Annotated in this window: 26 protein-coding genes; 14 read left to right on the top strand and 12 right to left on the bottom strand. The window is 47.6% G+C overall.

Features of this window, described 5'->3' with window-relative positions:
- The first annotated feature begins 31 nt into the window (after positions 1 to 31).
- On the top strand, positions 32 to 451 hold the full coding sequence (locus AB3R30_RS00800) for a tellurite resistance TerB family protein (RefSeq protein ID WP_458647229.1): 420 nt from the start codon (positions 32 to 34) through the stop codon (positions 449 to 451).
- A gap of 58 nt (positions 452 to 509) precedes the next feature.
- On the opposite strand, the gene psb35 is transcribed toward AB3R30_RS00800, so the two are convergent.
- From psb35 to yidD, 3 genes are all read right to left on the bottom strand, one after another.
- Complete coding sequence (gene psb35 / locus AB3R30_RS00805; protein ID WP_458647230.1) at positions 510 to 713, bottom strand: photosystem II assembly protein Psb35; 204 nt, start codon at positions 711 to 713, stop codon at positions 510 to 512.
- 143 nt (positions 714 to 856) lie between these two features.
- Positions 857 to 1,561 (bottom strand): M15 family metallopeptidase, encoded by a 705-nt coding sequence (locus AB3R30_RS00810; protein WP_458647231.1) that lies wholly within the window; start codon positions 1,559 to 1,561, stop codon positions 857 to 859.
- Positions 1,558 to 1,815: a membrane protein insertion efficiency factor YidD gene (gene yidD / locus AB3R30_RS00815; RefSeq protein ID WP_458647232.1), complete on the bottom strand. Its 258-nt coding sequence runs from the start codon at positions 1,813 to 1,815 to the stop codon at positions 1,558 to 1,560. Before yidD ends, AB3R30_RS00810 begins: the two co-directional genes overlap by 4 nt.
- A gap of 120 nt (positions 1,816 to 1,935) precedes the next feature.
- On the opposite strand from yidD, the gene rpsD reads away from it, so the two are divergent.
- The 3 genes from rpsD to AB3R30_RS00830 all read left to right on the top strand — a co-directional run bounded on the left by rpsD (position 1,936) and on the right by AB3R30_RS00830 (position 5,025).
- Positions 1,936 to 2,544 (top strand): 30S ribosomal protein S4, encoded by a 609-nt coding sequence (rpsD, locus tag AB3R30_RS00820; protein WP_458647233.1) that lies wholly within the window; start codon positions 1,936 to 1,938, stop codon positions 2,542 to 2,544.
- A 202-nt stretch (positions 2,545 to 2,746) separates the two neighbouring features.
- Entirely contained in the window at positions 2,747 to 3,232 is a 486-nt protein-coding gene (ispF, locus tag AB3R30_RS00825; RefSeq protein WP_458647234.1) for a 2-C-methyl-D-erythritol 2,4-cyclodiphosphate synthase, read from the top strand.
- Complete coding sequence (locus AB3R30_RS00830) at positions 3,229 to 5,025, top strand: ABC transporter substrate-binding protein (RefSeq protein ID WP_458647235.1); 1,797 nt, start codon at positions 3,229 to 3,231, stop codon at positions 5,023 to 5,025. The genes ispF and AB3R30_RS00830 overlap by 4 nt, the downstream gene beginning before the upstream one ends.
- 16 nt (positions 5,026 to 5,041) lie before the next feature.
- Here AB3R30_RS00830 and AB3R30_RS00835 read toward each other — a convergent pair whose 3' ends face one another.
- Entirely contained in the window at positions 5,042 to 7,285 is a 2,244-nt protein-coding gene (locus AB3R30_RS00835) for a CHAT domain-containing protein (RefSeq protein WP_458647236.1), read from the bottom strand.
- Positions 7,286 to 7,480: 195 nt separating this feature from the next.
- Here AB3R30_RS00835 and AB3R30_RS00840 point away from each other — a divergent pair, with 195 nt between their 5' ends.
- A complete protein-coding gene (locus AB3R30_RS00840; RefSeq protein ID WP_458647237.1) occupies positions 7,481 to 7,711 on the top strand; it encodes a hypothetical protein in 231 nt (76 codons plus the stop codon).
- 4 nt (positions 7,712 to 7,715) lie between these two features.
- A complete protein-coding gene (locus tag AB3R30_RS00845) occupies positions 7,716 to 8,153 on the top strand; it encodes a type II toxin-antitoxin system VapC family toxin (RefSeq protein WP_458647238.1) in 438 nt (145 codons plus the stop codon).
- A gap of 371 nt (positions 8,154 to 8,524) precedes the next feature.
- Here the strand turns inward: AB3R30_RS00845 and AB3R30_RS00850 are convergent, their stop codons facing one another.
- The 3 genes from AB3R30_RS00850 to AB3R30_RS00860 are packed head-to-tail and all read right to left on the bottom strand — an operon-like array spanning position 8,525 to position 9,400.
- Entirely contained in the window at positions 8,525 to 8,941 is a 417-nt protein-coding gene (locus tag AB3R30_RS00850; protein WP_458647239.1) for a type II toxin-antitoxin system VapC family toxin, read from the bottom strand.
- Positions 8,928 to 9,188, bottom strand: a complete 261-nt coding sequence (locus AB3R30_RS00855) for a hypothetical protein (protein ID WP_458647240.1) — start codon at positions 9,186 to 9,188, stop codon at positions 8,928 to 8,930. Before AB3R30_RS00855 ends, AB3R30_RS00850 begins: the two co-directional genes overlap by 14 nt.
- Positions 9,179 to 9,400 (bottom strand): hypothetical protein, encoded by a 222-nt coding sequence (locus AB3R30_RS00860; protein ID WP_458647241.1) that lies wholly within the window; start codon positions 9,398 to 9,400, stop codon positions 9,179 to 9,181. Before AB3R30_RS00860 ends, AB3R30_RS00855 begins: the two co-directional genes overlap by 10 nt.
- Positions 9,401 to 9,509: 109 nt before the next feature.
- Between AB3R30_RS00860 and AB3R30_RS00865 the strand changes: the two genes are divergently transcribed.
- From AB3R30_RS00865 to AB3R30_RS00875, 3 genes are all read left to right on the top strand, one after another.
- Positions 9,510 to 9,821 carry a type II toxin-antitoxin system HicB family antitoxin gene (locus tag AB3R30_RS00865; protein ID WP_458647242.1) on the top strand — a complete coding sequence of 104 codons (312 nt, stop codon included), beginning with the start codon at positions 9,510 to 9,512 and terminating at the stop codon, positions 9,819 to 9,821.
- The gene (locus AB3R30_RS00870) at positions 9,818 to 10,249 is read left to right on the top strand and encodes a type II toxin-antitoxin system VapC family toxin (protein WP_458647243.1); all 432 of its coding nucleotides are present in this window, start codon (positions 9,818 to 9,820) and stop codon (positions 10,247 to 10,249) included. The genes AB3R30_RS00865 and AB3R30_RS00870 overlap by 4 nt, the downstream gene beginning before the upstream one ends.
- Before the next feature lie 116 nt (positions 10,250 to 10,365).
- Positions 10,366 to 10,938, top strand: a complete 573-nt coding sequence (locus AB3R30_RS00875) for a Uma2 family endonuclease (RefSeq protein ID WP_458647244.1) — start codon at positions 10,366 to 10,368, stop codon at positions 10,936 to 10,938.
- A 74-nt stretch (positions 10,939 to 11,012) separates the two neighbouring features.
- Here AB3R30_RS00875 and AB3R30_RS00880 read toward each other — a convergent pair whose 3' ends face one another.
- Entirely contained in the window at positions 11,013 to 11,285 is a 273-nt protein-coding gene (locus AB3R30_RS00880) for a hypothetical protein (protein ID WP_458647245.1), read from the bottom strand.
- A gap of 87 nt (positions 11,286 to 11,372) precedes the next feature.
- Here AB3R30_RS00880 and AB3R30_RS00885 point away from each other — a divergent pair, with 87 nt between their 5' ends.
- Together AB3R30_RS00885 and AB3R30_RS00890 are read left to right on the top strand one after the other, a co-directional pair.
- Positions 11,373 to 14,192 carry a valine--tRNA ligase gene (locus tag AB3R30_RS00885; RefSeq protein WP_458647246.1) on the top strand — a complete coding sequence of 940 codons (2,820 nt, stop codon included), beginning with the start codon at positions 11,373 to 11,375 and terminating at the stop codon, positions 14,190 to 14,192.
- Between the two features lie 231 nt (positions 14,193 to 14,423).
- Positions 14,424 to 14,915 carry a hypothetical protein gene (locus AB3R30_RS00890; RefSeq protein WP_458647247.1) on the top strand — a complete coding sequence of 164 codons (492 nt, stop codon included), beginning with the start codon at positions 14,424 to 14,426 and terminating at the stop codon, positions 14,913 to 14,915.
- Positions 14,916 to 14,959: 44 nt separating this feature from the next.
- Here AB3R30_RS00890 and AB3R30_RS00895 read toward each other — a convergent pair whose 3' ends face one another.
- Positions 14,960 to 15,355, bottom strand: a complete 396-nt coding sequence (locus AB3R30_RS00895) for a Fur family transcriptional regulator (RefSeq protein WP_458647248.1) — start codon at positions 15,353 to 15,355, stop codon at positions 14,960 to 14,962.
- Between the two features lie 44 nt (positions 15,356 to 15,399).
- Here AB3R30_RS00895 and purS point away from each other — a divergent pair, with 44 nt between their 5' ends.
- A complete protein-coding gene (purS, locus tag AB3R30_RS00900; RefSeq protein ID WP_458647249.1) occupies positions 15,400 to 15,681 on the top strand; it encodes a phosphoribosylformylglycinamidine synthase subunit PurS in 282 nt (93 codons plus the stop codon).
- A 106-nt stretch (positions 15,682 to 15,787) separates the two neighbouring features.
- On the opposite strand, the gene AB3R30_RS00905 is transcribed toward purS, so the two are convergent.
- Positions 15,788 to 16,009 carry an RNA-binding S4 domain-containing protein gene (locus AB3R30_RS00905; RefSeq protein ID WP_458647250.1) on the bottom strand — a complete coding sequence of 74 codons (222 nt, stop codon included), beginning with the start codon at positions 16,007 to 16,009 and terminating at the stop codon, positions 15,788 to 15,790.
- Between the two features lie 172 nt (positions 16,010 to 16,181).
- Positions 16,182 to 16,562 carry a DUF4189 domain-containing protein gene (locus AB3R30_RS00910; RefSeq protein ID WP_458647251.1) on the bottom strand — a complete coding sequence of 127 codons (381 nt, stop codon included), beginning with the start codon at positions 16,560 to 16,562 and terminating at the stop codon, positions 16,182 to 16,184.
- A 197-nt stretch (positions 16,563 to 16,759) separates the two neighbouring features.
- On the opposite strand from AB3R30_RS00910, the gene trpB reads away from it, so the two are divergent.
- Positions 16,760 to 18,010, top strand: a complete 1,251-nt coding sequence (gene trpB / locus AB3R30_RS00915; RefSeq protein WP_458647252.1) for a tryptophan synthase subunit beta — start codon at positions 16,760 to 16,762, stop codon at positions 18,008 to 18,010.
- A 786-nt stretch (positions 18,011 to 18,796) separates the two neighbouring features.
- On the top strand, positions 18,797 to 20,155 hold the full coding sequence (locus tag AB3R30_RS00920; protein WP_458647253.1) for an adenylate/guanylate cyclase domain-containing protein: 1,359 nt from the start codon (positions 18,797 to 18,799) through the stop codon (positions 20,153 to 20,155).
- Positions 20,156 to 20,165: 10 nt separating this feature from the next.
- Here AB3R30_RS00920 and AB3R30_RS00925 read toward each other — a convergent pair whose 3' ends face one another.
- On the bottom strand, positions 20,166 to 21,584 hold the full coding sequence (locus AB3R30_RS00925; protein WP_458647254.1) for a glycoside hydrolase 100 family protein: 1,419 nt from the start codon (positions 21,582 to 21,584) through the stop codon (positions 20,166 to 20,168).
- Positions 21,585 to 21,787 lie beyond the last annotated feature (203 nt).

Below are 21,787 nucleotides of genomic sequence, written 5' to 3' on the forward strand. Positions count from 1 at the left end.
ATCGTAAACACAGTTCGCAGAGACAAAAAGTATGACTGATAAAAATGTGATAAATTTAGTCAAAATTTTGATTGGGACTGCCTGGATTGATGGACAGATCCAGCCTGAAGAACGAGAATATCTCAGCCGCATTGCCCAAGAAAAAGGAGTGGCTAACGAAGCTGAAATTCAACCTCTACTACACGAATTCACTCCAGTTAAACCCAGCGAATGTTACGAATGGGTTCAGCAATACTTAGGCGATCGCCCTACTTCTGAAGAGTGCCAACAGCTTATTGAAGCCGTTAGTGGTTTGATCTACAGCGATGGCACTGTTGAAATTGAAGAAGCCAAATTGCTCACAGAATTGCAATCGCTTGATCCTAATAGTGACAGCGGAGATCAGTCAAGCAATACTGTAATCACAGCAATTCGCAGCCTATATCAGCGCTGGATCTCCAAACTGGAATGAGTCTGGAAAGAGTACTCCGATCCCCGCCCGTTTGTTTAATGGTTACAAGTTCAACGATTTAAACCCCTGGATTCTCAGTATCTTTTACTTCAGGAACCACGTCGGGACGTGCTTTACTTTCCCAGCCGACGGGTCGTTTTGCGTTATACCAAGCAACTGAACCAATCGTGACAGCCGCTATAAATCCAACAACATAGACTGCCGTAAACGCTGTCGGAAAACGTTCACCAGCACTGGTTGCCACTGCTAATAATAGATTCATTTCATATACTCCGTAAGTCGAATTTGTTCAATGTATTACAGCATATTGAGTTAAATCGATCAATCCATCGGCTGCAAGACTGATTTTGCTCCTGTTCTTTAGATAGATCTAACTAGATTTAGCGATTTTTTTAACACGTCCATTTAGACACGTCCATACTGGGCGATCGCGGCTCCCTCCACCCCTGATTGTTGATATAACCAAGCCCATAGCTGATCCCCAAAGGAAAAGTGCCACCATTCTTTTGGATGGCGCAAAAATCCAGCCGCCTCCATACTTTGACAGAGCAACTGTCGGTGAGCATGATAACGTTGCTCATCTCTTGCAATACTTTTAGCAAAGTAATTTGGATAAGACCGAGGTGACAATTCATCAATGTCAGATCCCATTTCAACCGGAGTGCCTGTTTCATCAACCAGCGTCAGGTCGATCGCGGCTCCCGTGCTGTGGGGTGGCGGAGTCGCGGGATCAACCAGCGGGGGTGCCCAAAATTCATAGACCTGCTCCAAAACTCTCTGGCGCTCAGCCTCCGTCATCGTCGCGGCATCCAATCCGGCTTCTGCCACCACGATTTTGAATGTGTAATCCACCATAAACTGCTGCACACTGAGCGGTCGATAGGCATCAAAAATTTGCAGCCGCCACCCAGATTGTTGTTTTTGTAACGCAGCTTGTGCTTGAAATAACCGCTCTAACACTGTTTGGCGCACAAAAAACGGCGACCTATCTCCATAGGGGGCACCTAACGCCAGATAGGGGTGAGGAGAAACCCAAGCAAATTGCTCTAAAGGAATGGGCACCAACAATTCGCCACAGTCTGTAATGGGAATGGAGTAGTGAGGCTTCATTGCTCATTATCTAGCTGAGTCTGCGGTTTAGAGGCGGCGGCAACGGGTGGAACGGGATCATAGCCACCGGGATGAAACGGATGACAGCGACAGATCCGCCGAGTTGTTAACCAGCCTCCCTTGAGTGCGCCATGGTTGGCGATCGCGGCGATCGCATACTCAGAGCAGGTGGGTTGAAAGCGACAGGTCGCAGGCAGCAACGGCGAAATTCCGATCTGATACCCGCGAATAGCCCTAATTAAAACTTGTTTCATGCCTCTATTCTAAAAGAATCTTCTAATCAATCAAGAAAATTGCTCAAGGGCTTCCATCCTGTTTCTCAATCGCTTATGATAAGAAGTCTTGTCTAGTTTTCGATTTTCAGAGGAAGATACATGTCGCGATATAGAGGTCCGCGCCTCCGAATTGTGCGCCGCCTAGGAGACCTACCTGGTTTAACGCGCAAAGCACCCCGACGGGCATATCCACCTGGTCAACATGGTCAGGCACGCAAAAAGCGTTCTGAATATGCAGTGCGTTTGGAGGAAAAGCAAAAGCTTCGTTTTAACTATGGGTTGAGCGAACGCCAATTGCTTCGTTATGTTCGTAAGGCACGTCGTGCATCCGGTTCCACAGGGGAAGCGCTGCTACAACTGCTAGAAATGCGTTTAGACAACACGGTATTTCGGTTGGGTATGGCTCCCACCATTCCCGCAGCCCGTCAATTAGTCAATCATGGGCATATCACCGTGAATGGGCGTGTGGTAGATATTGCTAGCTATCAGTGCCGTGCAGGTGAAGCGATCGGCGTGAGAGACAATGAACGCTCCCGCAAAATGGTTGAAACGAACTTGCTTTATCCTGGATTGGCAAACTTGCCTAGCCATTTGGAATTCGATAAAGCCAAAATGCAAGGTAAGGTTAACAGTATTATTGAGCGTGAATGGATCGCGTTACAAATTAATGAACTGTTAGTCGTTGAGTATTACTCTCGGCAGGCGTAACCAGTTAGAAGCTGATTACCTCTTCCTACCGCGGCATTTGAATATTTTCATCAGCCTTTTAGCCCCGTCAGCTAAAGGGCTTTTTGCTTGAGCATCTACTTGAAATATTCTTGACCCCCTATTGTCGTTCTCCTAAATCCCTGATTTGTGATCCTGTCTCCTATAATCAGACTTGTTTGCTAATTGCTAAAAGTTAGGTGTAATGGCTTCAATTCGGATTGGAAATGGGTACGACATTCATCGATTAGTGCCCGATCGCGCCCTAATTTTAGGTGGCGTAAAACTAGAACATTCCCTAGGATTACTGGGACATAGCGATGCCGATGTTCTCACCCATGCCATTATGGATGCCATGTTAGGAGCGCTAAGCTTGGGCGATATTGGTCATTACTTTCCGCCCACTGATCCCCAATGGAAAGGAGCAGATAGCTTACAGTTGTTGGAGCAGGTGGATCAACTGATTCACGATCGCGGCTGGCAAATTGGCAACATCGACTCGGTGATCGTGGCAGAGCGCCCCAAACTGAAGCCTCACATTGAAAAAATGCGCGATCGCCTCTCTAGTGTGCTTAAACTCAAACCCGATCAAGTTGGCATTAAAGCGACCACCAATGAAACGCTTGATGCAACTGGGCGAGAGGAAGGCATCGCTGCCTATGCCGTGGTTTTATTGGAAGCCTATAAATGATGAATATCCGCATCCCAAATTTAAATCGATGGGTTTTGATGGCGCTTGGATTGGTCTGTGCGATCGCCCTCAATGCCTGTAGTCAAGCAATCTTTAGAACCGAAGCAGCCCAAGTTTCCCAGTACATCACCAGTACTCTTGGAGATCCAAAAACCTTCAACTTGGCTCTTAGCCAAGAATGGCCTGATATTTCTATCTTTACTGGCGATTTTTTGGTTGATCAAAATGGAGTAACTGGAAAAATTGAGCCAGAATTAGCAGAATCTTGGACGCTTTCTGAAGATAAGAAAACCTATATTTTCACTCTTCGAGAAGGTTTGAAATGGTCGGATGGAAAACCGTTAACTGCTGAAGATGTTGATTTTTCCTATAACGGAGTATTTCTTAACGAAAAAATTCCGACCGATTTTCGAGATGGCTTGCGAATTGGCGAAAAACGTGGATTACCGAAAGTGCGAAAGCTAGACGATCGCCGCATTGAATTTACGCTTCCTGAACCCTTTTCACCATTTCTCAGTTCTCTTGTGGGAACCCCTACATTTCCAGCACATATCTTGAGAGACACTATTACCACCAAAGATTCCAGTGGTAATCCTAAGTTTCTTTCTACTTGGGGCACTGACACCGACCCGACAAAACTTGTGGTTAATGGTCCCTATGTGATTGATAATTATGCCGTTAATCAGCGTATGGTCTTTCGTCGCAACCCTTACTACTGGCGAAAAGATGCTCAGGGCAGCCAACTTCCCTATATCGATCGCATTATTTGGCGGTTCGTAGAAAGCACGGATACCCAACTGTTGCAATTTCGATCAGGCGGATTAGATGCACTCGGTCTAGGTGCTGACAACTTTTCACTCGTCAAGCGGCAACAGGAACGTGGCGACTTCACTATTTATAATGCTGGTCCTGCTTCTGGAACCAACTTTATCTCCTTCAATCTTAACCAGGCAAAAAATAGTCGGGGTGAACCGCTTGTTGATCCGATTAAATCGCGCTGGTTCAATAATCAGTCATTTCGACAAGCTGTTGCCTATGCCATCAACCGCAACCAAATGATTAACAACATTTTTTATGGCATTGGACAACCTCAGAACTCTCCCATTTCGGTACAAAGTCCATTTTATTTAAGTGCTAAAGAGGGACTGAAAACTTACGACTATAATCCTCAGAAAGCCAAAGAGCTATTACAAAATGCTGGTTTTCGATATAAACCTGATGGGCAATTATTGGATGACAAAGGAAATCGGGTTCGGTTCACTTTGATTACCAATGCTGAAAACAAAATTCGGGTCGGTATGGCAGCCCAAATTAAACAAGACCTTACCAAAATTGGTATTCAAGTAGACCTGAATCCTATAAATTTTTCGACCTTGGTTGAGCAAATTTCTACCGCACGGACCTGGGATTGCTATCTACTCGGCTTTACTGGTGGCATAGAACCCAATGATGGCAGTAATGTTTGGGTCAGCACTGGTGGATTACATAGTTTCAATCAAGGACCATTGCCGGGACAACCACCGATTAAAGGCTGGATCGTCTCAGATTGGGAAAAGGACATTGATAAATTATTTATCGCTGGAGCAAGAGAGTTTGATTTGGCAAAACGTAGAGAGATTTATGGTCAATTTCAGCAAATTGTACAAGAACAATTGCCCCAAATCTTTCTAGTGAACACCGTCAGCATGGCAGCGATCCGAAACCATATTCAAGGCATTCAATACACTAGCCTTGACCGTCGAGGTTCTCTTTGGAATATTTATGAGCTAAAGGACACATCAAGGGGAAGTTGATAAGGCGATCGCCCCCTTACAGCCCGTTGCCAATTAGGATAAACGGTGCCCAATAGAGCGGATGCCGATAGCTGCTATTGATCAACTCAATTTGCGCCTGCCGCAGCGCTTCTGCCTTGGAATTGCCCTTTTGCAATGCCGCGTAAAACTCACTCATCAATTCGGATGTGCTGTCATCTCTAACTGCCCAAAGAGACGCGATCGCCGCCCGTGATCCCGTCCGCTGCATCTGATAGCCAAACCCCAAAATCTCTAGTCCATTGCCCAACTTGCCGCCCAGCCCTGTTTCGCAGGCACTCAGCACAAACAGCGACACATTCGGCAGTTTCCAAGCTTCAATTTCTCGTAACGTCACGACATCGCCATCCCCCAACACAATGAACGACTCTTCTGGAGTGCCGCCAAACTTTGCGTGAGTTGCCAAATGCACGATCGCAGCTTGCGGCATTTGTGCCAATAGATTCTTGCGGTTGAACGGTTGGTCAATCAGCGCTTTGGTATTGGGAATCATTTTAGCGATTTGGTTCACTTCCGCTTGCGTGTAACTGAGTGGGCTAAAAGAATAGGTGGCTCCAGCCACAGTAATCGTTCGCTCTTGGGTTAATGCTCCGGTGAGGGCAGTGGGCGATCGCGCATCGGGCGCATCGATCGGAGTCAAAGCCAGTGCCGTCAGGTAGTTGATCTGGTAGCGTTCGGTCAACCACTGGGTGCCATCATGCAGCGCGGCTAAGGGCACATAGCGCATTTGTCCATCGGGCGCATAGACGATCGTTTGCACCTTGGCGGCTTTCAGTTCTGCGTCAATTGGCTGCACGAGCCAGGTATAAAGCTGTTGGGCAGATTGACGAATTTTGGGCAAGGCGCTGATGTCAGGAAGCAATTTCCGAAATTCCCCAATTTCGCGTTCAAACTCTGTGCGTTTGACGTTGACCGTTTTGCGAATGGGTGGGCGATCGGGAATAAACAGCACCAGTTCTAGGCGATCGTCCAGAACCAGCGGATAAAACAGGGCAATATTTTTACCCAGCTTTTGAATCCGGGCTTGCAAATCTTTGTAAGCTGGCAACGTCAGATTTTGCGCCGCCGCCGTTTGTTGCAGTTGCCCTACCAATGCTGTGACTGCTGGATTAGAAATCGTTTTATTGATCGCCGGATTCTGATCGAACGCCTGCACAATCTCCCGTTCCTGCGGCAACAGTGACACCCCTTGCGCCGTTAACTGATTGCCTTTGATGTCCTTCAAATAATCCTGAAGTTCCTGCACCTTCAGCAAATCCAGCACCTGCATCGCTTCCATCACCCGGTTTTGTTGCAGTAACAAATCGGCTAAGCTGCGGTATGAGGATGCCACTGATTCAGTGTAAGACGCTTGCAGATCGGGGGAGAGTTTACGTAGGTCTTTACGAATGGTTTCTCGCACGTTGACCGATTGCTTGTAAAACGCGATCGCCAACTCTGGTTGCTTCTGTTCTTTTAAAAGAACACCCATGTTGTTCAGGAGTTTGCCTTCCCCAGCGCGATCCTTCACGGCTCGAAAAATCGGCAATGCCTGTTGATAGTACTCGATTTCTTTGGTGTGCTGCGATAGGGAACCGTAGGCAATCCCTAGATTCATCAGCGCCAAAGCTTCTCCATTGCGATCCTGCACGGCTCGAAAGATCGGTAACGCTTGTTGATGGTACTCGATCGCTTGGTTGTATTGCGACAAAGAACGATGGGCTTCACCTAGATTCCCCAGCGTCTTAGCTTCCCCATTGAGATCGCCCACTGCCCGAAAAATCGGTAAGGCTTGTTGATAGAACTCAATCGCTTTGTTGGGCTGCGACAAATAACCGTAGGCAAGTCCTAGATTACCCAGCGTCTTAGCTTCCCCATTGCGATCCTGTACGGCTCGAAAAATCGGTAATGCCTGTTGATAGGACTCAATTGCCTGGTTGGGCTGCGACAGAGAATCGTAGGCAAGCCCTAAATTCATCAGTGCCCCAGCTTCCCCGTTGTGGTCTTTAATGGCTTGATAGATTGCTAATGCCTGTTGCCAAGACTGCAATGCTGCTTGATATTGGCTGGTTTCAAGTTGCTGATTGCCTTGTTTCAGCAGCCGATCTGCTTCCTGCAAGGCTTCGCCAACACCCTCTGCTTTTCGGTTTGGAGCGGTTTGGGCAACAGCGGAAAGTAGAAAATCGGGAGCGGGGAGTAGGGGCAATCCAGCGGTCAGCAGGAGCGTCACAGCCGCAAGGCGAAGAGTCTGGGCGGGTTGCATAGGTTTTTTTGCTTGCAGTGAAAGCATTGACTGCAAATCTATCACCCCCTCACCCGCAAATTATGCAGCATTTCACGAAGGTCTCCGACTTCTACGGCGCAGCACAGGCAACTTCAGGCGAGGGCAAGAAGTCGGAGATCTAGATGCGGTTGGGCAGGCTTACAATAGGGTCAATCACAAGCAGAAACTCCATCCATGACCTTACTCGAACAAATTCAACAGCTAGTGGGTCAACTGACTCCATCTGAACAACACTGCTTACTGGAATATTTGGCTCCAAAAGTTGTTCACTCTTCTGAGTCGATTAATCGGTCTATGGATGGAAATGCCTGGGCAGATTTTTTTCAAATTGGAGATGAGATTTCTGCCAGTGACACTCCTGACTCAGTAACACTCACGATCGCTCTATCAGCAATGCGGCGATAGGGGAATGTACACCATTGACGCTAGCGTTTGGGTCAATAGCTTTGATCAACGCGAACCAGGACACAATATAAGCCGTGAATTGCTCACACTGATGGCGACTCAAGCATTGCCAATCGTTTTACCAACATTGGTTTTGGCAGAAGTCGCTGGTGCAATTGGACGGACTCGCGGCAATCCTACTCAAGCCCAGACCTTTGCGATCGCTCTTAGCAACTTACCTACCGTCACTTTAGTGTCCCTCGACCATGCGCTAGCTCAGCAAACACTTAGGCTTGCTGCTGACTATGGATTGCGCGGTGCAGATGCTGTCTACGCGGCTGTCGCGGCTCAAACAAATTGCACACTCATTACATTAGATAACGAGCAACTAACGCGGCTCACCGCTGTTGTGCATACCCAGACTCCTGGCAATGCGTTGATAACGCTTTCACAATCACTTTGATCGACCTGCAATTGCCCCCTGTCCTATCAATTGACTTTTACTGCACAGCACAGAAAACTTTGGGCATTTGCGTTGGCGAAGCCTCTCCATGGGAGAATTGCTTACCGTTTGGGCAACAACGGGGAGTAGAAAATCAGGAGTAGGAAGTAGGGGAACCCCAGCAGTCAGCAGGAGCGTCACAGCCGCGAGGCGGAGGGTCTGGATCGGTTGCATGGGGATGTTTGAAAGCATTGACTGCAAATCTATCATCCTCTCACCCGCAAATTATGCAGCATTTTACAAAGATCTCCGACTTCTATGGCACAGCACAGTCAACTTAGGGCGAGGTCAAGAAGTCGGAGATCTGGCTAGATACTATTGGAGCAATGCTGCTAACGCTCAAACAGGTTCTCAAAAGGTTCCTGATGATTCCAACGGTAAATGCTGAAATCGCGTCGATCAACCGTCAGAATTCTCCCATGACCCAGAGATTCTGCCAGCACGACTAAGGATGCATCCGCCATATCCATTGGCAAATCTGCATAGCGCCTCATCAGTTCGACCATGCGCCGAACCTGCTGAGAGTTCAATTCAAAAACGCCAACCATATTTTCTGCGATCGTCTCCAAAAAGTTACACTGCGCCACAGGGTTCACTCGGTTCAGCAACAAGTAGCAAGCTTCTGTGATAACCGGATAAGTTGTGACCAGTGGTTCGTTTAGTTGATCTAAAAGCTGCAACGCCAGCAGGTGATCCTGATCGGTTCGATTGCCTAAAGCGACAAAAAAGCCTGTATCAGCAATGATCATGCTTTTGTTGAAAAATAGAGTGCAAGATTGCCTTGGAGTTTGCCGCCAGGTTTTCCTCTGCTTCAAAAGAACCGACGAACACACTGTGCTTCAGGCGGGTCAGTGAATCGGAGGTTTGTCCATGAAACTGCTGATAGTACAGGTCGATCGCTCGTTTCACAATCTGATCCGGCGGTTGCTGAGTTTGCCCCTGAATATAAGACAATTGCGCTGCCTCATCCTCTGTTAACTGCACATTCAGTTGCATCTGCTCTCTTCCTTCATCTCGAACTTGCTTCTTCCAGAATACCTTTTGTTGCTGTGGTTGAAAGAGCGATCGCCCTCAGCTTTGCGTTCCTGGTTTTCAAACACCGTTTGGGCAACAGCGGGAAGGAGGAAATCGGGAGGAGGAAGTAGGGGAACCCCAGCAGTCAGCAGGAGCGTAACAGGCGCAAGGCGGAGGGTCTGGATGGGCGGCATGGGGATTTACAGTTCACTCATAAATTATGCAAGTCTTTTCTCAGCCTTTCTAGGTTCTTCTAAACTGGAAAAAGCTACGCATTAATTTGATCAATAGGCGATGTTCATTATGCAGTATCAGGTTTTTCTTCAAAGTCACGCACAGCAACGGTTTGTTGCCTCCGTTGTAGGCATCCCAAATTTATCAGTTGAAGGCACCACTGAAGCAGACGCGATCGCAAAGATCAAAACGGCTCTAGAGTTCCAACTGGCAACGGGTAAGTTTGTAACCATTGAAGTCGATGCGGCAGCAGATTCAACCCATACCGCCTCTCCGATGTCCTGTGCCGGAATTTTTGCTGATGATCCAACCTTTGAGGATTGGATGGAAAAACTGACTGTGATTCGCCAAGAGGCGAACGCCTCAGAAGATGCCGAATGACACCCTATATTTTTGATACCGATCACCTCAGCCTCTATGGACGCAATCACCCAGCAGTTGTGTCCAGAATGGAGGACACCAAAGTGCAACTGATCACAACCGCGATCAATGCTGAAGAACAACTTCGGGGTCGCTTAGCTCAAATTACTGAAGCCGGAAACGACACGAAACGGGGAGTTACCTACCGCTGGCTCACAGAAACGATCGCATTCTTATCAGCGTTTGAAATACTCCAGTATGAGATTCAGGCACAGGAAATCTACCAAAGCTTAAAAGCACAACGAATTCGCATTGGTACACAGGATTTACGGATTGCATCCATCGTCCTATCTCAAAATGGGATTCTTTTGACTCGAAATCTGAAGGACTTTGAGAGAATTCCGGGTCTTTCCATTCAAGATTGGTCAACTTCGAGAGGAACAGTCTGATGCAAATCTCCACAGCATCTCAGTAGAAGCGATCGCCATTACCTAAGCGGCTCAACCAGTATTATAGAGATATACAGAATAAGCAATTTCACGTTCAGCCCATCTAGGTAAACGCCATGTCTGTTGCCACGAAACCCATGACGATAGAGGAATACCTGACCTATGACGACGGCACCGACACCCGTTATGAACTGGTCAATGGGGAATTAATCGTCATGCCGACTGAGAGCGATTTAAACAATCGGATTGCCTCTTTTTTGTTTGCCACCTTTCTGCAAAGCGGGATTTCCTATTACTGCTTGAGAATGGGAGCACAGATTGCAGTCAGTGGGGCACGGGCAACGGCACGGGAACCCGATTTAATGGTGTTGTCAGAAGAAACTGCGGCTGCACTAGAAGGGGCAACTCACTGCCTGATTACTCAGGATATGCCCCCGCCCTTGCTGGTTGTGGAAGTGGTTAGCCCCAAGCAGGAAAACCGCGATTATCGCTATAAACGCACCGAATATGCAGGACGGCAGATTCCAGAGTATTGGATTGTGGATGCGATCGCCCAGAAAGTGACGATTTTGCAATGGGTGGATGGGCTATACGAGGAACAGGTTTATCAGGATGATGCGGTAATCTTGTCGTCGGTATTGGTTAACCTTACACTCACGGCTGCCCAGATTCTAAATGCAGGAATCTAAGAAATGCGGCGATCGCGGGTTTGAATGTTTGCCTGATATAAGTAGTTTTTGGCAGTTTGGAGGCGGCGAAACCTTCAGCCTTTATCTTGAATCAGCTTTTCTACAATCCCCACTAATCGCGTAATATTTTGCTCTTGCCGCTCAGCCGTGAGCCGAATATCGACTAACCCCGTTGTCAGTACCCCAATCTGATGGGTCAAAATTTTTATCTCCTCAGAAATTTCTTTAACGATGACGGATGTTTCTTTAGACACTACTGATATATCCGCCACATTTTGGGCAGTGCGTTCGGAAACTGCCGTTAGTCGCTCTAGTCGGGCATCAATTACTTCAAGTCGTTCACTCATAAGCACCTCATTTGCTTGATTGTACAGTAAGTTTTTGAAGTAAAAACAGGCGAATGCGGGAGTTTTGATGCACGCTGGGCGATCGCCATGGCACAATTTAGATTCCCTATTGCCATTCTCTCCATGACCGCAACTAACCTATCTACTCAATACGATCCCTCCACCACTGAAGCCAAGTGGCAGCGCTATTGGGAAGACAATCAAGTTTTCAAAGCTGATCCTAACCATCCCGGTGAACCCTACTGTGTCGTGATTCCGCCGCCAAACGTCACCGGTAGCTTGCACATGGGTCACGCCTTTGAACACTCCCTAATTGATGTGTTGGTGCGGTATCACCGAATGCTGGGACGCAATACGCTGTGGTTGCCGGGAACTGATCACGCCAGTATTGCCGTTAGTACTATCCTCGATCGCGAACTCAAAGCTCAGGGCAAAACTCGTCAGGATGTGGGACGTGAGGCATATCTAAAACGAGCCTGGGAGTGGAAAGAAGAATCTGGCGGAACGATCGTCGGGCAACTGCGACGCTTAGGCTTGTCGGTAGATTGGTCGCGGGAACGGTTCACGTTGGATGAAGGCTTGTCGGCTGCGGTGCTAGAAGCCTTTAACACCCTGTATGAGCAAGGGCTGATTTATCGAGGGCAGTATTTAGTCAACTGGTGTCCGGCTACTCAGTCGGCGGTGTCTGATGTGGAAGTGGAAAACCAGGAAGTCAACGGGCACCTCTGGCATTTCCGCTATCCGCTGACCGATGGATCTGGGTATGTGGAAGTGGCGACGACTCGACCCGAAACCATGCTGGGCGATACGGCAGTGGCAGTCAATCCCACGGACGATCGCTACCGTTCCATGATTGGCAAAACCTTGATACTGCCGATCATGAATCGCGAAATTCCGATCATTGCTGACGAGTATGTGGATGCAACGTTTGGTACAGGCTGCGTCAAGATCACTCCGGCTCACGACCTTAACGACTTTGAGATGGGTAAACGCCACAACTTGCCGTTCATTAATATCTTGAACAAAGACGGCACCGTAAACGAAAACGGCGGTGAGTTTCAGGGGCAAGATCGGTTTGTCGCCCGAAAAAGAGTGGTTGCCAAGCTGGAAGAATTGGGCGCGCTGGTCAAAATTGAAGACTATAAGCATACCGTTCCTTACAGCGATCGCGGCAAAGTTCCCGTAGAACCGCTGCTCTCAACGCAATGGTTTGTCAAAATCGAGTCGCTTTCTCAACAGGCGTTGGGTTGTTTAGATGAGCAAGACTCGCCCGTGTTTGTGCCCGATCGCTGGACGAAGGTCTATCGCGATTGGCTCGTGAGTTTGCGCGATTGGTGTATTTCGCGGCAGTTGTGGTGGGGGCACCAAATTCCTGCGTGGTATGCCGTGAGCGAGACAGGCGGCGAAATTTTGGACAATACGCCGTTTGTTGTGGCGCGCCATGAAGCCGAAGCGAGGGAAAAAGCGATCGCCCAGTTTGGTGCAGATGTCCAGCTTCAACAAGATCCTGACGTGCTGGATACCTGGTTTTCATCAGGCTTGTGGCCATTTTCCACTTTGGGTTGGTCTGACGAAACGGCAGATTTCGATCGCTACTATCCCACCACCACTCTTGTTACAGGCTTCGACATCATCTTTTTCTGGGTCGCCCGCATGACCATGATGGCGAAGCACTTTACCGGACAAATGCCCTTCAAAACGGTTTACATCCACGGTTTGGTGCGGGATGAAAACAACAAGAAAATGTCCAAATCTGCCAACAATGGCATCGATCCGCTGCTGCTGATCAACAAATATGGCACTGATGCCCTGCGTTATACCTTGATTAAAGAAGTGGCAGGAGCAGGACAAGATATTCGCCTGCTATACAATCGCAAAACTGATGAATCCGAATCGGTGGAAGCTTCCCGCAACTTTACCAATAAGCTGTGGAACGCCTCCCGCTTTGTCATGATCAATTTAGGAGAAAGTTATGAGTTGTCAAGGTTGATGTCTGAGTTAGAAAAAGCAACTCAAAACTCAAAACTTAAAACTCAAAATTCTCTTCCCCTTGCCGATCGCTGGATCTTGTCGCGCTTTCACCAAGTGACTCAACAGACTCGCAGCGCGATCGACAGTTTTGCGTTGGGAGAAGCCGCTAAGGGCTTGTATGAGTTTTTCTGGGGTGACTTTTGCGATCTCTATATTGAACTGGTGAAATCGCGCTTGCTGGGAGAGGATGTTGAGTCTAAACAAACCGCTCAGCAGGTATTGGCGTTTGTATTGGATGGCATTTTGAAGCTGCTGCATCCATTCATGCCCCACATTACCGAAGAACTCTGGCAAACGCTGACGGGCGCAGGAGAAGCCGCATCCAGCCCACTTCATACGCTTGCCCTGCAACCTTATCCAGAAGCCAATCTTAATTTGATTGACCCTGAACTAGAGCAGCAGTTTACGTTGATTACAGACACGATTCGCACCATTCGGAACCTCAGAGCAGAAGCGGATATCAAACCTGGAGTGAAAATCCGGGCGATTTTGCAAAGTGAGAGCGATCGCGAACGGCAAATTCTGACCGCTGGGCAATCCTCAATTCAGGATTTGGCAAAAGTGGAAACACTGACCATTCAGCATCCAACTCAAAGCGATCCCGCTATTGCTACCGAAAAAATGGTTGTTGGAGTTACCGGAACGGTGCAGATCCTTATTCCTCTTTCTGGCGTAGTGGATATGGATGCCTTGCGTGTCAAACTAGTCAGAGACTTAAAAAAAGTTGAAGCTGAAATTCAAGCCCTTTCGAGCCGCCTGAATAACCCTAGCTTTATTCACAAAGCTCCAGCAGATGTGGTTCAAACCGCCCAAGCAACCCTTGCAGAAGCTCAAAAGCAAGCAGAAATTTTGCAAAATCGGCTGCAAGAAATTTAATCTTTAGCCATGCCAACTATTTCAAAAACCAGCTTCAACAAACAAAATTAGGGATAATAATTACATCCCTTAAGGAGAAGGAGTATACTCTCTTCGTGACAAAGCCAGAAATTATTAAGACCACTTGGGTATGCACATGTTTAGACTGTAAAGTTGTCTACTCTCGCTTGTAGCATCAACTCACTAGCTCTATGTTTGTTTTTATACTCCGAAAAGCAGAAAGGCGAAAGCATGTTGTGTCTGGCTCAAGTAGAGACTAAACAATCTGCCGATAGTGCAGAACTGAGAATACTTGCTCGTCAGCGCTCTGGGTATGCTTGGGCGATCGTTAATGAGCAAGACACGGTAGAGTGTGTCGATGCAACTCAGTATGCTCAGGGATCATTGGTTTTACTAACGCTTTCCGATGCCCGTGAAGTGCTAGAAATTAGTGATGTCAGAGATTGGCTGTTGGATATTATTAGCGCTTTGTTAGTCACAGGAGTGACTCCGCAATTTTTGCAGCAAGAGTTTGACCGAGCAGAACAATGGCGGCAAAATCTTACTTTGCAAAGCCAAGATCTGGATCGGCGTGCCTTAGAGCTAGAAGCCCGTCGTGAGCAACTTGAACAGCTTGAAGAAACCTTGAAGCGAGAAAAAAAGCAAATGGAATCTTTGGCAGCCCAATACCGAGAACAAAATCAAGAGCTTGATCGACGATCCTCGGAGCTAGAAGCGCATTGAGACTCACACTATGCTGTCTCAAGTAGATTACCTGCAAGTGGTAGTCATTTAGAACTATCAGTTTGCTGGCAAGCGTTACACAGCCCAAAAAATTCCAACGTGTGGTAATAAATTTTGAATTGATAGGACTGATAAAGCTGGTCTTCCAAATCATGAATTGGGCATTCACTAATCGGAATTGACTTGCCACATTGAAGGCAGGTTAAATGATGGCGATCTTCTTGAACCAAGCTATAAAGCGATTCGCCATTGGGAATTGTTCTAGCTTGTACCAAACCTTCCAGTTTCAAGCTTTCTAGCGATCGATAAACCGTTGCCAGCCCCATTGATAGATCGCGCTTTCGCAGTTCAATATAAAGATCTTGAGCAGAAATTGATCCTTCTAGAATTTTAAGGAGTTCGATAATACGCTCTTGGCTGCGAGTGCGACGGAAGTTCATAAAAGCGGTAGCATCAGAACTGGACTATCGTTTGGAATCGGGTTGTGACCCAAAAATATCAGGCTCAAATCTATGTTACCCTGCGCCCGTCTGTTCTAGATCCTGCGGGAACGGCGGTGCAATCGGGACTAAAACATATGGGATATGACCAAGTGGAACAAGTCAGAATCGGCAAGTATATTGAAGTGATCTTAATGGCTGAGGACAAAACAGCGGCAAGGGAGCAACTCGATCGCATTTGTGATCAGCTACTCGCCAATCCAGTGATTGAAAATTATCGGATTGAGTTAGCAGAAATACTATCACCTCTGAACAGCTATTCATAAGTATAAAAAATCTCATTGCCAATGGGTCATCTTGGCGATTTGCAAAACAATTCCTATGAGAAACGCTAGGATTTGATTAGATTTGATAGCGCCCCAGCACCCTAGCTTAGTCCCATCCATCCAGTAGATTGGTGAGGTCAACCTGAAAGATTTCTCCAAAGGTAGAAACGCGATCGCCTTGGATTAGCTTTCGTCCTCGGCGCGTTTCCACTTTGCCATTCACTTTCACTTCGCCATCTTGAATTAACAGCTTTGCCTGCCCGCCCGTATCAACAATCCCTTTAATCTTGAGAAATTGATCCAGCTTAATACTTTCGCTATCGGTCATTGCTAGCTTGCGTCCGTCTTACATCTACTTCCACCCTACACTTTCATAGCCTAAGTTTGTAAACGTGTGTGGCTGTGATCTATGTCCTGATTATCCGTCCGGCGGTTGTGCCTCATTGGGTCAGTGATACTTCGCTAGGGATTTAGAATTGTAAAGTATCACTGACTCTTATCTATCGATCTGTACAAGCCCAAGTGGTAATCTTGCAGTCGCCCCCTCCACAGGATGAAATCGCTTGAGCTTTTGCTTCTGCTTCATTGGCGCTCCATCCCCAGCCAATCACCTTATCGTTCTCAGCAACCGCACCACAGGCATTTTTAAACCAGACCCGCACAACGCAACCCGTTTCGCCACATTCTTTTAGGGAGCTTGCTTCAGCCTGAGCGCGGGTTGGGTAGTTGTAAGTATATCCCCACTGCCCATCTTCATCCGTTGAGATCGCTCCATACATATCCTCAGCGGAAGCTGCTGTTGCCGACAACATTTGGATGGCTGCGATCGCCACCACAGCTAATCCTGAAGCTTGGGTCAATTTAGAAAAAAACCGCATCATAACCATCCTTGGTAACTCAAGTGAATAGTGGGTTAAACCCTCATCCAATAGTTCCCATATAGATCACGTTTTAATCCATAAGGTTTTAATCCATAAGATTTAGTGCCCTACTCGCGATCTCGGGTTTTCCATTGTGGTGATCGACAATCTTCCCGCGATCGCGCTTATAATTAAAGCCTGTTGCATTGCTAAAACCCGTGACTACCACTCCTTTTCGTCCCAGTTCCCAGCCCACTTCTCAACGTCCTGATGTTCTGGGAAGGTTTGGCAAGTTTGGCGGTAAATACGTGCCTGAAACCCTAATGCCAGCATTGGCTGAGTTAGAAGCTGCCTTTTATCAATACCGGGATGATCCCACTTTTCAAACAGAGCTTCAAGGCTTGCTCAAAGATTATGTGGGTCGTCCAAGTCCGCTCTATTTTGCTGAACGGTTAACCACTCATTACGCTCGACTCGACGGCACAGGCGCACAAATTTATCTCAAGCGAGAAGACCTGAATCATACGGGCGCTCACAAAATTAACAACGCCTTAGCACAGGTCTTACTCGCAAAGCGCATGGGTAAACGGCGCGTGATTGCTGAAACGGGAGCCGGACAGCATGGGGTCGCCACTGCAACTGTTTGCGCTCGTTTTGGGTTGAAATGCGTCATTTATATGGGCGTTCATGATATGGAGCGGCAGGCACTCAATGTCTTTCGGATGAAGCTCATGGGTGCAGAAGTGTCTCCGGTGGAAGCCGGAACTGGCACCCTCAAAGATGCAACCTCGGAAGCAATTCGGGACTGGGTGACCAACGTGGAAACTACGCACTATATCCTCGGCTCGGTGGCGGGTCCTCATCCCTACCCCATGATTGTGCGCGATTTTCATACTGTTATTGGCGAAGAAACTCGCGTTCAAAGCCAGGAAAAATGGCAGGGTTTACCCGATATTTTATTAGCCTGTGTGGGCGGCGGCTCTAATGCTATGGGGCTGTTCCACGAGTTTGTGAATGAGCCATCTGTGCGTCTGATAGGAATTGAGGCGGCGGGTGAAGGGGTGGACACTGGAAAACATGCTGCGACCCTGACCCATGGGCGAGTAGGCGTATTGCATGGTGCCATGAGCTACTTGCTTCAGGATGAGGATGGGCAAGTGGTTGAACCCCACTCCATCAGTGCTGGGTTAGATTATCCAGGAGTTGGACCGGAACATAGTTATCTGAAAGAATTAGGTCGCGCTGAATATTATAGTGTGACGGATCAAGAAGCTTTGAATGCATTTCAACGGTTATCTCAACTGGAAGGAATTATTCCAGCCTTGGAAACTGCCCATGCGATCGCCTATCTAGATATATTGTGTCCTCAACTGCAAGGCTCTCCTAGGATTGTGATTAATTGTTCTGGGCGAGGCGATAAAGATGTCCAAACCGTTGCTAAGCTTTTTGATGCACCTGAAAAAAGCTAATTCTTTTCTAAGATAGTTTTACTAGATCCGTAATCTGCGGATTTTTTGGTTTGCATAAATGAAGATTGCTAATTAGCAGTTTTACGGATGCTACAGTGGATTCACTAGGGCGAAATACTGAAAAGAGCAATAGGCTAACTGTCTGTAAGTAAGTAGTCGCAGTATTTAAGCATTCTATCGACCCACATTTTTCGAGACAGTACTCTCTTACTGGAAATTTACAGATTTTAGATGTATCTACCTAAGTAATTCACTCAACGGACTTTAGTTATTTAGCAGGATATTTTCGATGAAAAGCAACTCATCTTCTATGAATGGGGTTTCGACGATGGCTTTGTTGACCAAACGATTATGCTCAGCGTTTGGGTTTGCGGTGCTTGCGGCGGTTTGGAGTGCGAATGATCCCTATAGTAGCGGTCAAACTGACAGTGAATACCCTATGAAGGAGTGAATTTGTCCCCCAAAGAAGCGATCGCGCTGTTCTCGGATAGCGTTTAATTGCAGATCTATTGCATCAAGCAAGATTGTACTTTTTCTAGTTCAGTCTGTCTGAATTGCCCGTTGTAACAACCGCCCTCGTCCGGCGATCGCATCTTGCCCGACAAACTCATCCAAAGTCCGGGCGCGCAATTGGCTTTATTCCGTTGCTACCAACCAGAAAAAGTGAAAATTGCTAGCTCGTCTATTAATGGATTCTTCACCAGAATGCTTCAACTGCTGCACAGACGAACAGTTATTGTCCTTGCGGTGCTTTTTATAGCGGGAGTTGCAGGTGCTTGGTGGAATATGTCGCAACTTTCAAACAATTGGGTCTACTCACAGGCGTTGCAGAGCGCCAGTCAATACGCTAAAGCAATGCAGGATGCCCGCACGTTCTACAGTTCAGAAGCGGTCGATCGCGCCAAAATGGTTCCGGGCATCACCGTAACCAGCGATTACACGTCAAAAACGGGTGCAATTCCCCTGCCCGTAACCTACCTGATCGAACTGGCTCACTACATCAGCGAAAAGAACTCAGGCATGACAGTTCGGCTTTACAGCGACTATCCGTTTCGCCAACGCCAAGCCGAGGGAGGCACACGGGATGAGTTTGAGCGAACCGCCTTGATGCGCCTACGGGCAAATCCCGAACAGCCCTACGTTCGGATGGAAGAGTTTCAGGGGCAAATGGCATTACGGTATGCCCAAGCTGACATTATGAGACCTAGTTGTGTCGCCTGCCACAACACTCAGCCCGATAGTCCCAAACGGGATTGGCGAGTTGGAGATGTGCGGGGAGTATTGGAAGTCGTTCAACCGCTGGATGCGTTTATGGCTCAAACCAATAGAGGCTTAAACAGCACGTTTGCAATGCTGTTGGGATTGGCTGTGTTGGGGCTGTTGGGAATCGCTGTTGTCATTGGTCGTTTACGCCAAACCTCTAAAGATTTAGAACTCCGAGTGATGGAACGCACTGCCCAACTTCAGCAGATGAACCAGAACCTGACGCAAGAGCAGGAGAAATCAGAACGGTTACTATTGAACATCTTGCCTTCCCCGATCGCCCAACGGCTGAAGGAAGGAGATAACAGCATTGCGGATGGTTTCTCTTCGGTCACGATCTTGTTTGCAGATCTGGTGGAATTTACTCAACTGTCTGAACGCATTTCACCAGCGGAATTGGTTGCCTTATTGAACGAAATCTTTTCAGCCTTCGATCGCCTGACTGAGCAATATGGCTTAGAAAAAATTAAAACAATTGGTGATGCTTACATGGTTGTGGGGGGATTACCCCAACCGCGTCCTGACCATGCCGAAGGGATCGCCGAAATGGCGATCGCCATGAGAGCAGAAATTGCCCGATTTAATTTCCGTCATCAACAAAACTGCAATTTACGCATTGGCATTAATACCGGAGCCGTTGTAGCCGGAGTCATCGGCACCAAAAAATTCATCTACGACCTCTGGGGAGATGCCGTGAATGTTGCCAGTCGTATGGAATCCCATGGGGTTCCCGGTGAAATTCAGGTCGCTGAAACTACCTTTGAGTGCTTAAAGCATCAGTACAACTTTCAGCGCAGAGGGATCATCAAAATAAAAGGCAAAGGACAAATTACAACCTATTTTTTAATAGGACGAAAACTAGAATCTGTCCTCACCCCGTAGTTTCTAAGAATTAACATTTTGGACTGTCATAGCCTTCACGGGCATAACACATCCATTCCAGCATTTCTGAATCGTCTGTAAAGCTAATTAACGCCAGATGTTCGGGATGCTCCAGAAACTCACGAGCAAGCAAGTATCCAGCAATACTCCAGGTTTGAAACTTGCGTGAGGCTTTCCCAACCAAGCGACCATTTCTGCCGTCATAATATTCTGCCCATTCATCTTCGCTGAGGCGGCGTTCGGCAATTTCTAGCGCCCGCCACGCTAACTCAGTTCTGCCTGTTTTTACCGCTGCCGCTGCAAATGACCACAGCAGCACGGGCCAATTACCCCCGTTGTGATAAGACCAAGGCACATTTTTAGGGTCGCAGCCTGTCAAAATTTTCCATTCCAGATCTTCCACGGCAGGGAAGCAGATTTTCATCGGCATATAGCCCACCACATCCTGCCAGCGCTGCTCGATTAAATCCATGATGGACTGAGATTCGCGATCGCTCGATAAGGATGAAATAATTGCCATCAAATTTCCCAGCGTGAAAAATCGAAAATCCATTTGCGCGGGACCTAAATTTCCGGCTAAGTAGCCGCCCGTTTCAGGAATCCATTCGGTTAGCCAGTAGGGAATCGATTCGGGATAAATGTTGAACTTGTTGATGGCAGTCTCGCCAAACTCCTCACCCCGAAAATGATAGATTTCATTCAGCCGCTTTAAATCGATCCAGTAATACTGGCGAATGTGCAAATTCAACACACTCAATCGCTGGTTAACAATTTGCTTATAAAACTCGCCCCGCCGCCCGGTTAATAGTTCTCGTGCAGAACACAGCGCCCCATAAAACAACGCCTGAATTTCAAGCGGATGCCCAAAGACTCCCATGCGGCGATCGATCATAAACGCCCCATCGGGCACCAGCATCGTTGGATACATATCAAAGCGATCGGCAAGACACAGCTTGAGAATCAGCATGATACTTTGTTGAAACTCCGGTTGATGCGCCAGAGCAATATCCCCCGTTGCCTTCACATAAGCCCTCAGCAAAATCAGCCACCACAAGCAAGAGTCTACTGGAGTCACCCGCCCGATCGCATGTTCGCCAAAATCCGCCGTTAGATATTGCTCCTCATCCCACAGTTCCACCTTAAAGCTGGCAGGCATCAATCCCTGACCCGCATTGAAACTATCCATTTGCTTATCGCTACTTTGCAGCGCCAGCGTTTCAATCAAAAAATTGCGGACAATCTCACTTCTGCCCTTCGTCAAAAACAGCAGCGCACAGGGCACAAAATCCCGCATAAAACATTGGTCATAGTTCAGCGCTTCCACATAAGGATCACGAGCCGCCACCGTGCCAACAGGTCGCCCCCGGAAATACACCATTGATTTTTCTAAAAGTTCCCATGCCTCTTTAACGAGAAATGTCGCTTGCATTGCCAACTGACGCTCCTGTGTTCCAACGATGAATACTGAGTGATCCTATTCAAACTGCACAAATTCTTGCGGAGGTTCGCCGATGGGGCAAATCTCCACAAGAAGTCTGGCAAAATCAAATACAGCAAATTCTTTAACCTAGCAAGTCAAGTGGCTAACCATTTAGACCGCTTTACTTACCTTAGATAGGCACCCTGTAAGCA

It is taken from the genome of Sivoneniella epilithica UHCC 1019 (assembly GCF_040830845.1).
Taxonomy (GTDB): Bacteria; Cyanobacteriota; Cyanobacteriia; order Leptolyngbyales; family Leptolyngbyaceae; genus ULC077BIN1.

Excerpts from the sequence above, each read along its gene's own strand:
- AB3R30_RS00835 (WP_458647236.1), bottom strand. The coding sequence starts at position 7,285 with ATGCAACCCGCCCAGACTCTTCGCCTTGCGGCTGTGACGCTCCTGCTG.
- AB3R30_RS00865 (WP_458647242.1), top strand. The coding sequence starts at position 9,510 with ATGCAGTATCAGGTTTTTCTTCAAAGTCACGCACAGCAACGGTTTGTT.
- AB3R30_RS00890 (WP_458647247.1), top strand. The coding sequence starts at position 14,424 with ATGTTGTGTCTGGCTCAAGTAGAGACTAAACAATCTGCCGATAGTGCA.
- AB3R30_RS00810 (WP_458647231.1), bottom strand. The coding sequence starts at position 1,561 with ATGAAGCCTCACTACTCCATTCCCATTACAGACTGTGGCGAATTGTTG.
- AB3R30_RS00850 (WP_458647239.1), bottom strand. The coding sequence starts at position 8,941 with ATGATCATTGCTGATACAGGCTTTTTTGTCGCTTTAGGCAATCGAACC.
- AB3R30_RS00860 (WP_458647241.1), bottom strand. The coding sequence starts at position 9,400 with ATGCCGCCCATCCAGACCCTCCGCCTTGCGCCTGTTACGCTCCTGCTG.
- AB3R30_RS00905 (WP_458647250.1), bottom strand. The coding sequence starts at position 16,009 with ATGACCGATAGCGAAAGTATTAAGCTGGATCAATTTCTCAAGATTAAA.
- ispF (WP_458647234.1), top strand. The coding sequence starts at position 2,747 with ATGGCTTCAATTCGGATTGGAAATGGGTACGACATTCATCGATTAGTG.
- yidD (WP_458647232.1), bottom strand. The coding sequence starts at position 1,815 with ATGAAACAAGTTTTAATTAGGGCTATTCGCGGGTATCAGATCGGAATT.
- AB3R30_RS00895 (WP_458647248.1), bottom strand. The coding sequence starts at position 15,355 with ATGAACTTCCGTCGCACTCGCAGCCAAGAGCGTATTATCGAACTCCTT.
- AB3R30_RS00880 (WP_458647245.1), bottom strand. The coding sequence starts at position 11,285 with ATGAGTGAACGACTTGAAGTAATTGATGCCCGACTAGAGCGACTAACG.
- rpsD (WP_458647233.1), top strand. The coding sequence starts at position 1,936 with ATGTCGCGATATAGAGGTCCGCGCCTCCGAATTGTGCGCCGCCTAGGA.
- AB3R30_RS00845 (WP_458647238.1), top strand. The coding sequence starts at position 7,716 with ATGTACACCATTGACGCTAGCGTTTGGGTCAATAGCTTTGATCAACGC.
- AB3R30_RS00910 (WP_458647251.1), bottom strand. The coding sequence starts at position 16,562 with ATGATGCGGTTTTTTTCTAAATTGACCCAAGCTTCAGGATTAGCTGTG.
- AB3R30_RS00840 (WP_458647237.1), top strand. The coding sequence starts at position 7,481 with ATGACCTTACTCGAACAAATTCAACAGCTAGTGGGTCAACTGACTCCA.
- AB3R30_RS00830 (WP_458647235.1), top strand. The coding sequence starts at position 3,229 with ATGATGAATATCCGCATCCCAAATTTAAATCGATGGGTTTTGATGGCG.
- psb35 (WP_458647230.1), bottom strand. The coding sequence starts at position 713 with ATGAATCTATTATTAGCAGTGGCAACCAGTGCTGGTGAACGTTTTCCG.
- AB3R30_RS00800 (WP_458647229.1), top strand. The coding sequence starts at position 32 with ATGACTGATAAAAATGTGATAAATTTAGTCAAAATTTTGATTGGGACT.
- AB3R30_RS00855 (WP_458647240.1), bottom strand. The coding sequence starts at position 9,188 with ATGCAACTGAATGTGCAGTTAACAGAGGATGAGGCAGCGCAATTGTCT.
- AB3R30_RS00925 (WP_458647254.1), bottom strand. The coding sequence starts at position 21,584 with ATGCAAGCGACATTTCTCGTTAAAGAGGCATGGGAACTTTTAGAAAAA.
- AB3R30_RS00885 (WP_458647246.1), top strand. The coding sequence starts at position 11,373 with ATGGCACAATTTAGATTCCCTATTGCCATTCTCTCCATGACCGCAACT.
- AB3R30_RS00875 (WP_458647244.1), top strand. The coding sequence starts at position 10,366 with ATGTCTGTTGCCACGAAACCCATGACGATAGAGGAATACCTGACCTAT.
- AB3R30_RS00920 (WP_458647253.1), top strand. The coding sequence starts at position 18,797 with ATGTCGCAACTTTCAAACAATTGGGTCTACTCACAGGCGTTGCAGAGC.
- AB3R30_RS00870 (WP_458647243.1), top strand. The coding sequence starts at position 9,818 with ATGACACCCTATATTTTTGATACCGATCACCTCAGCCTCTATGGACGC.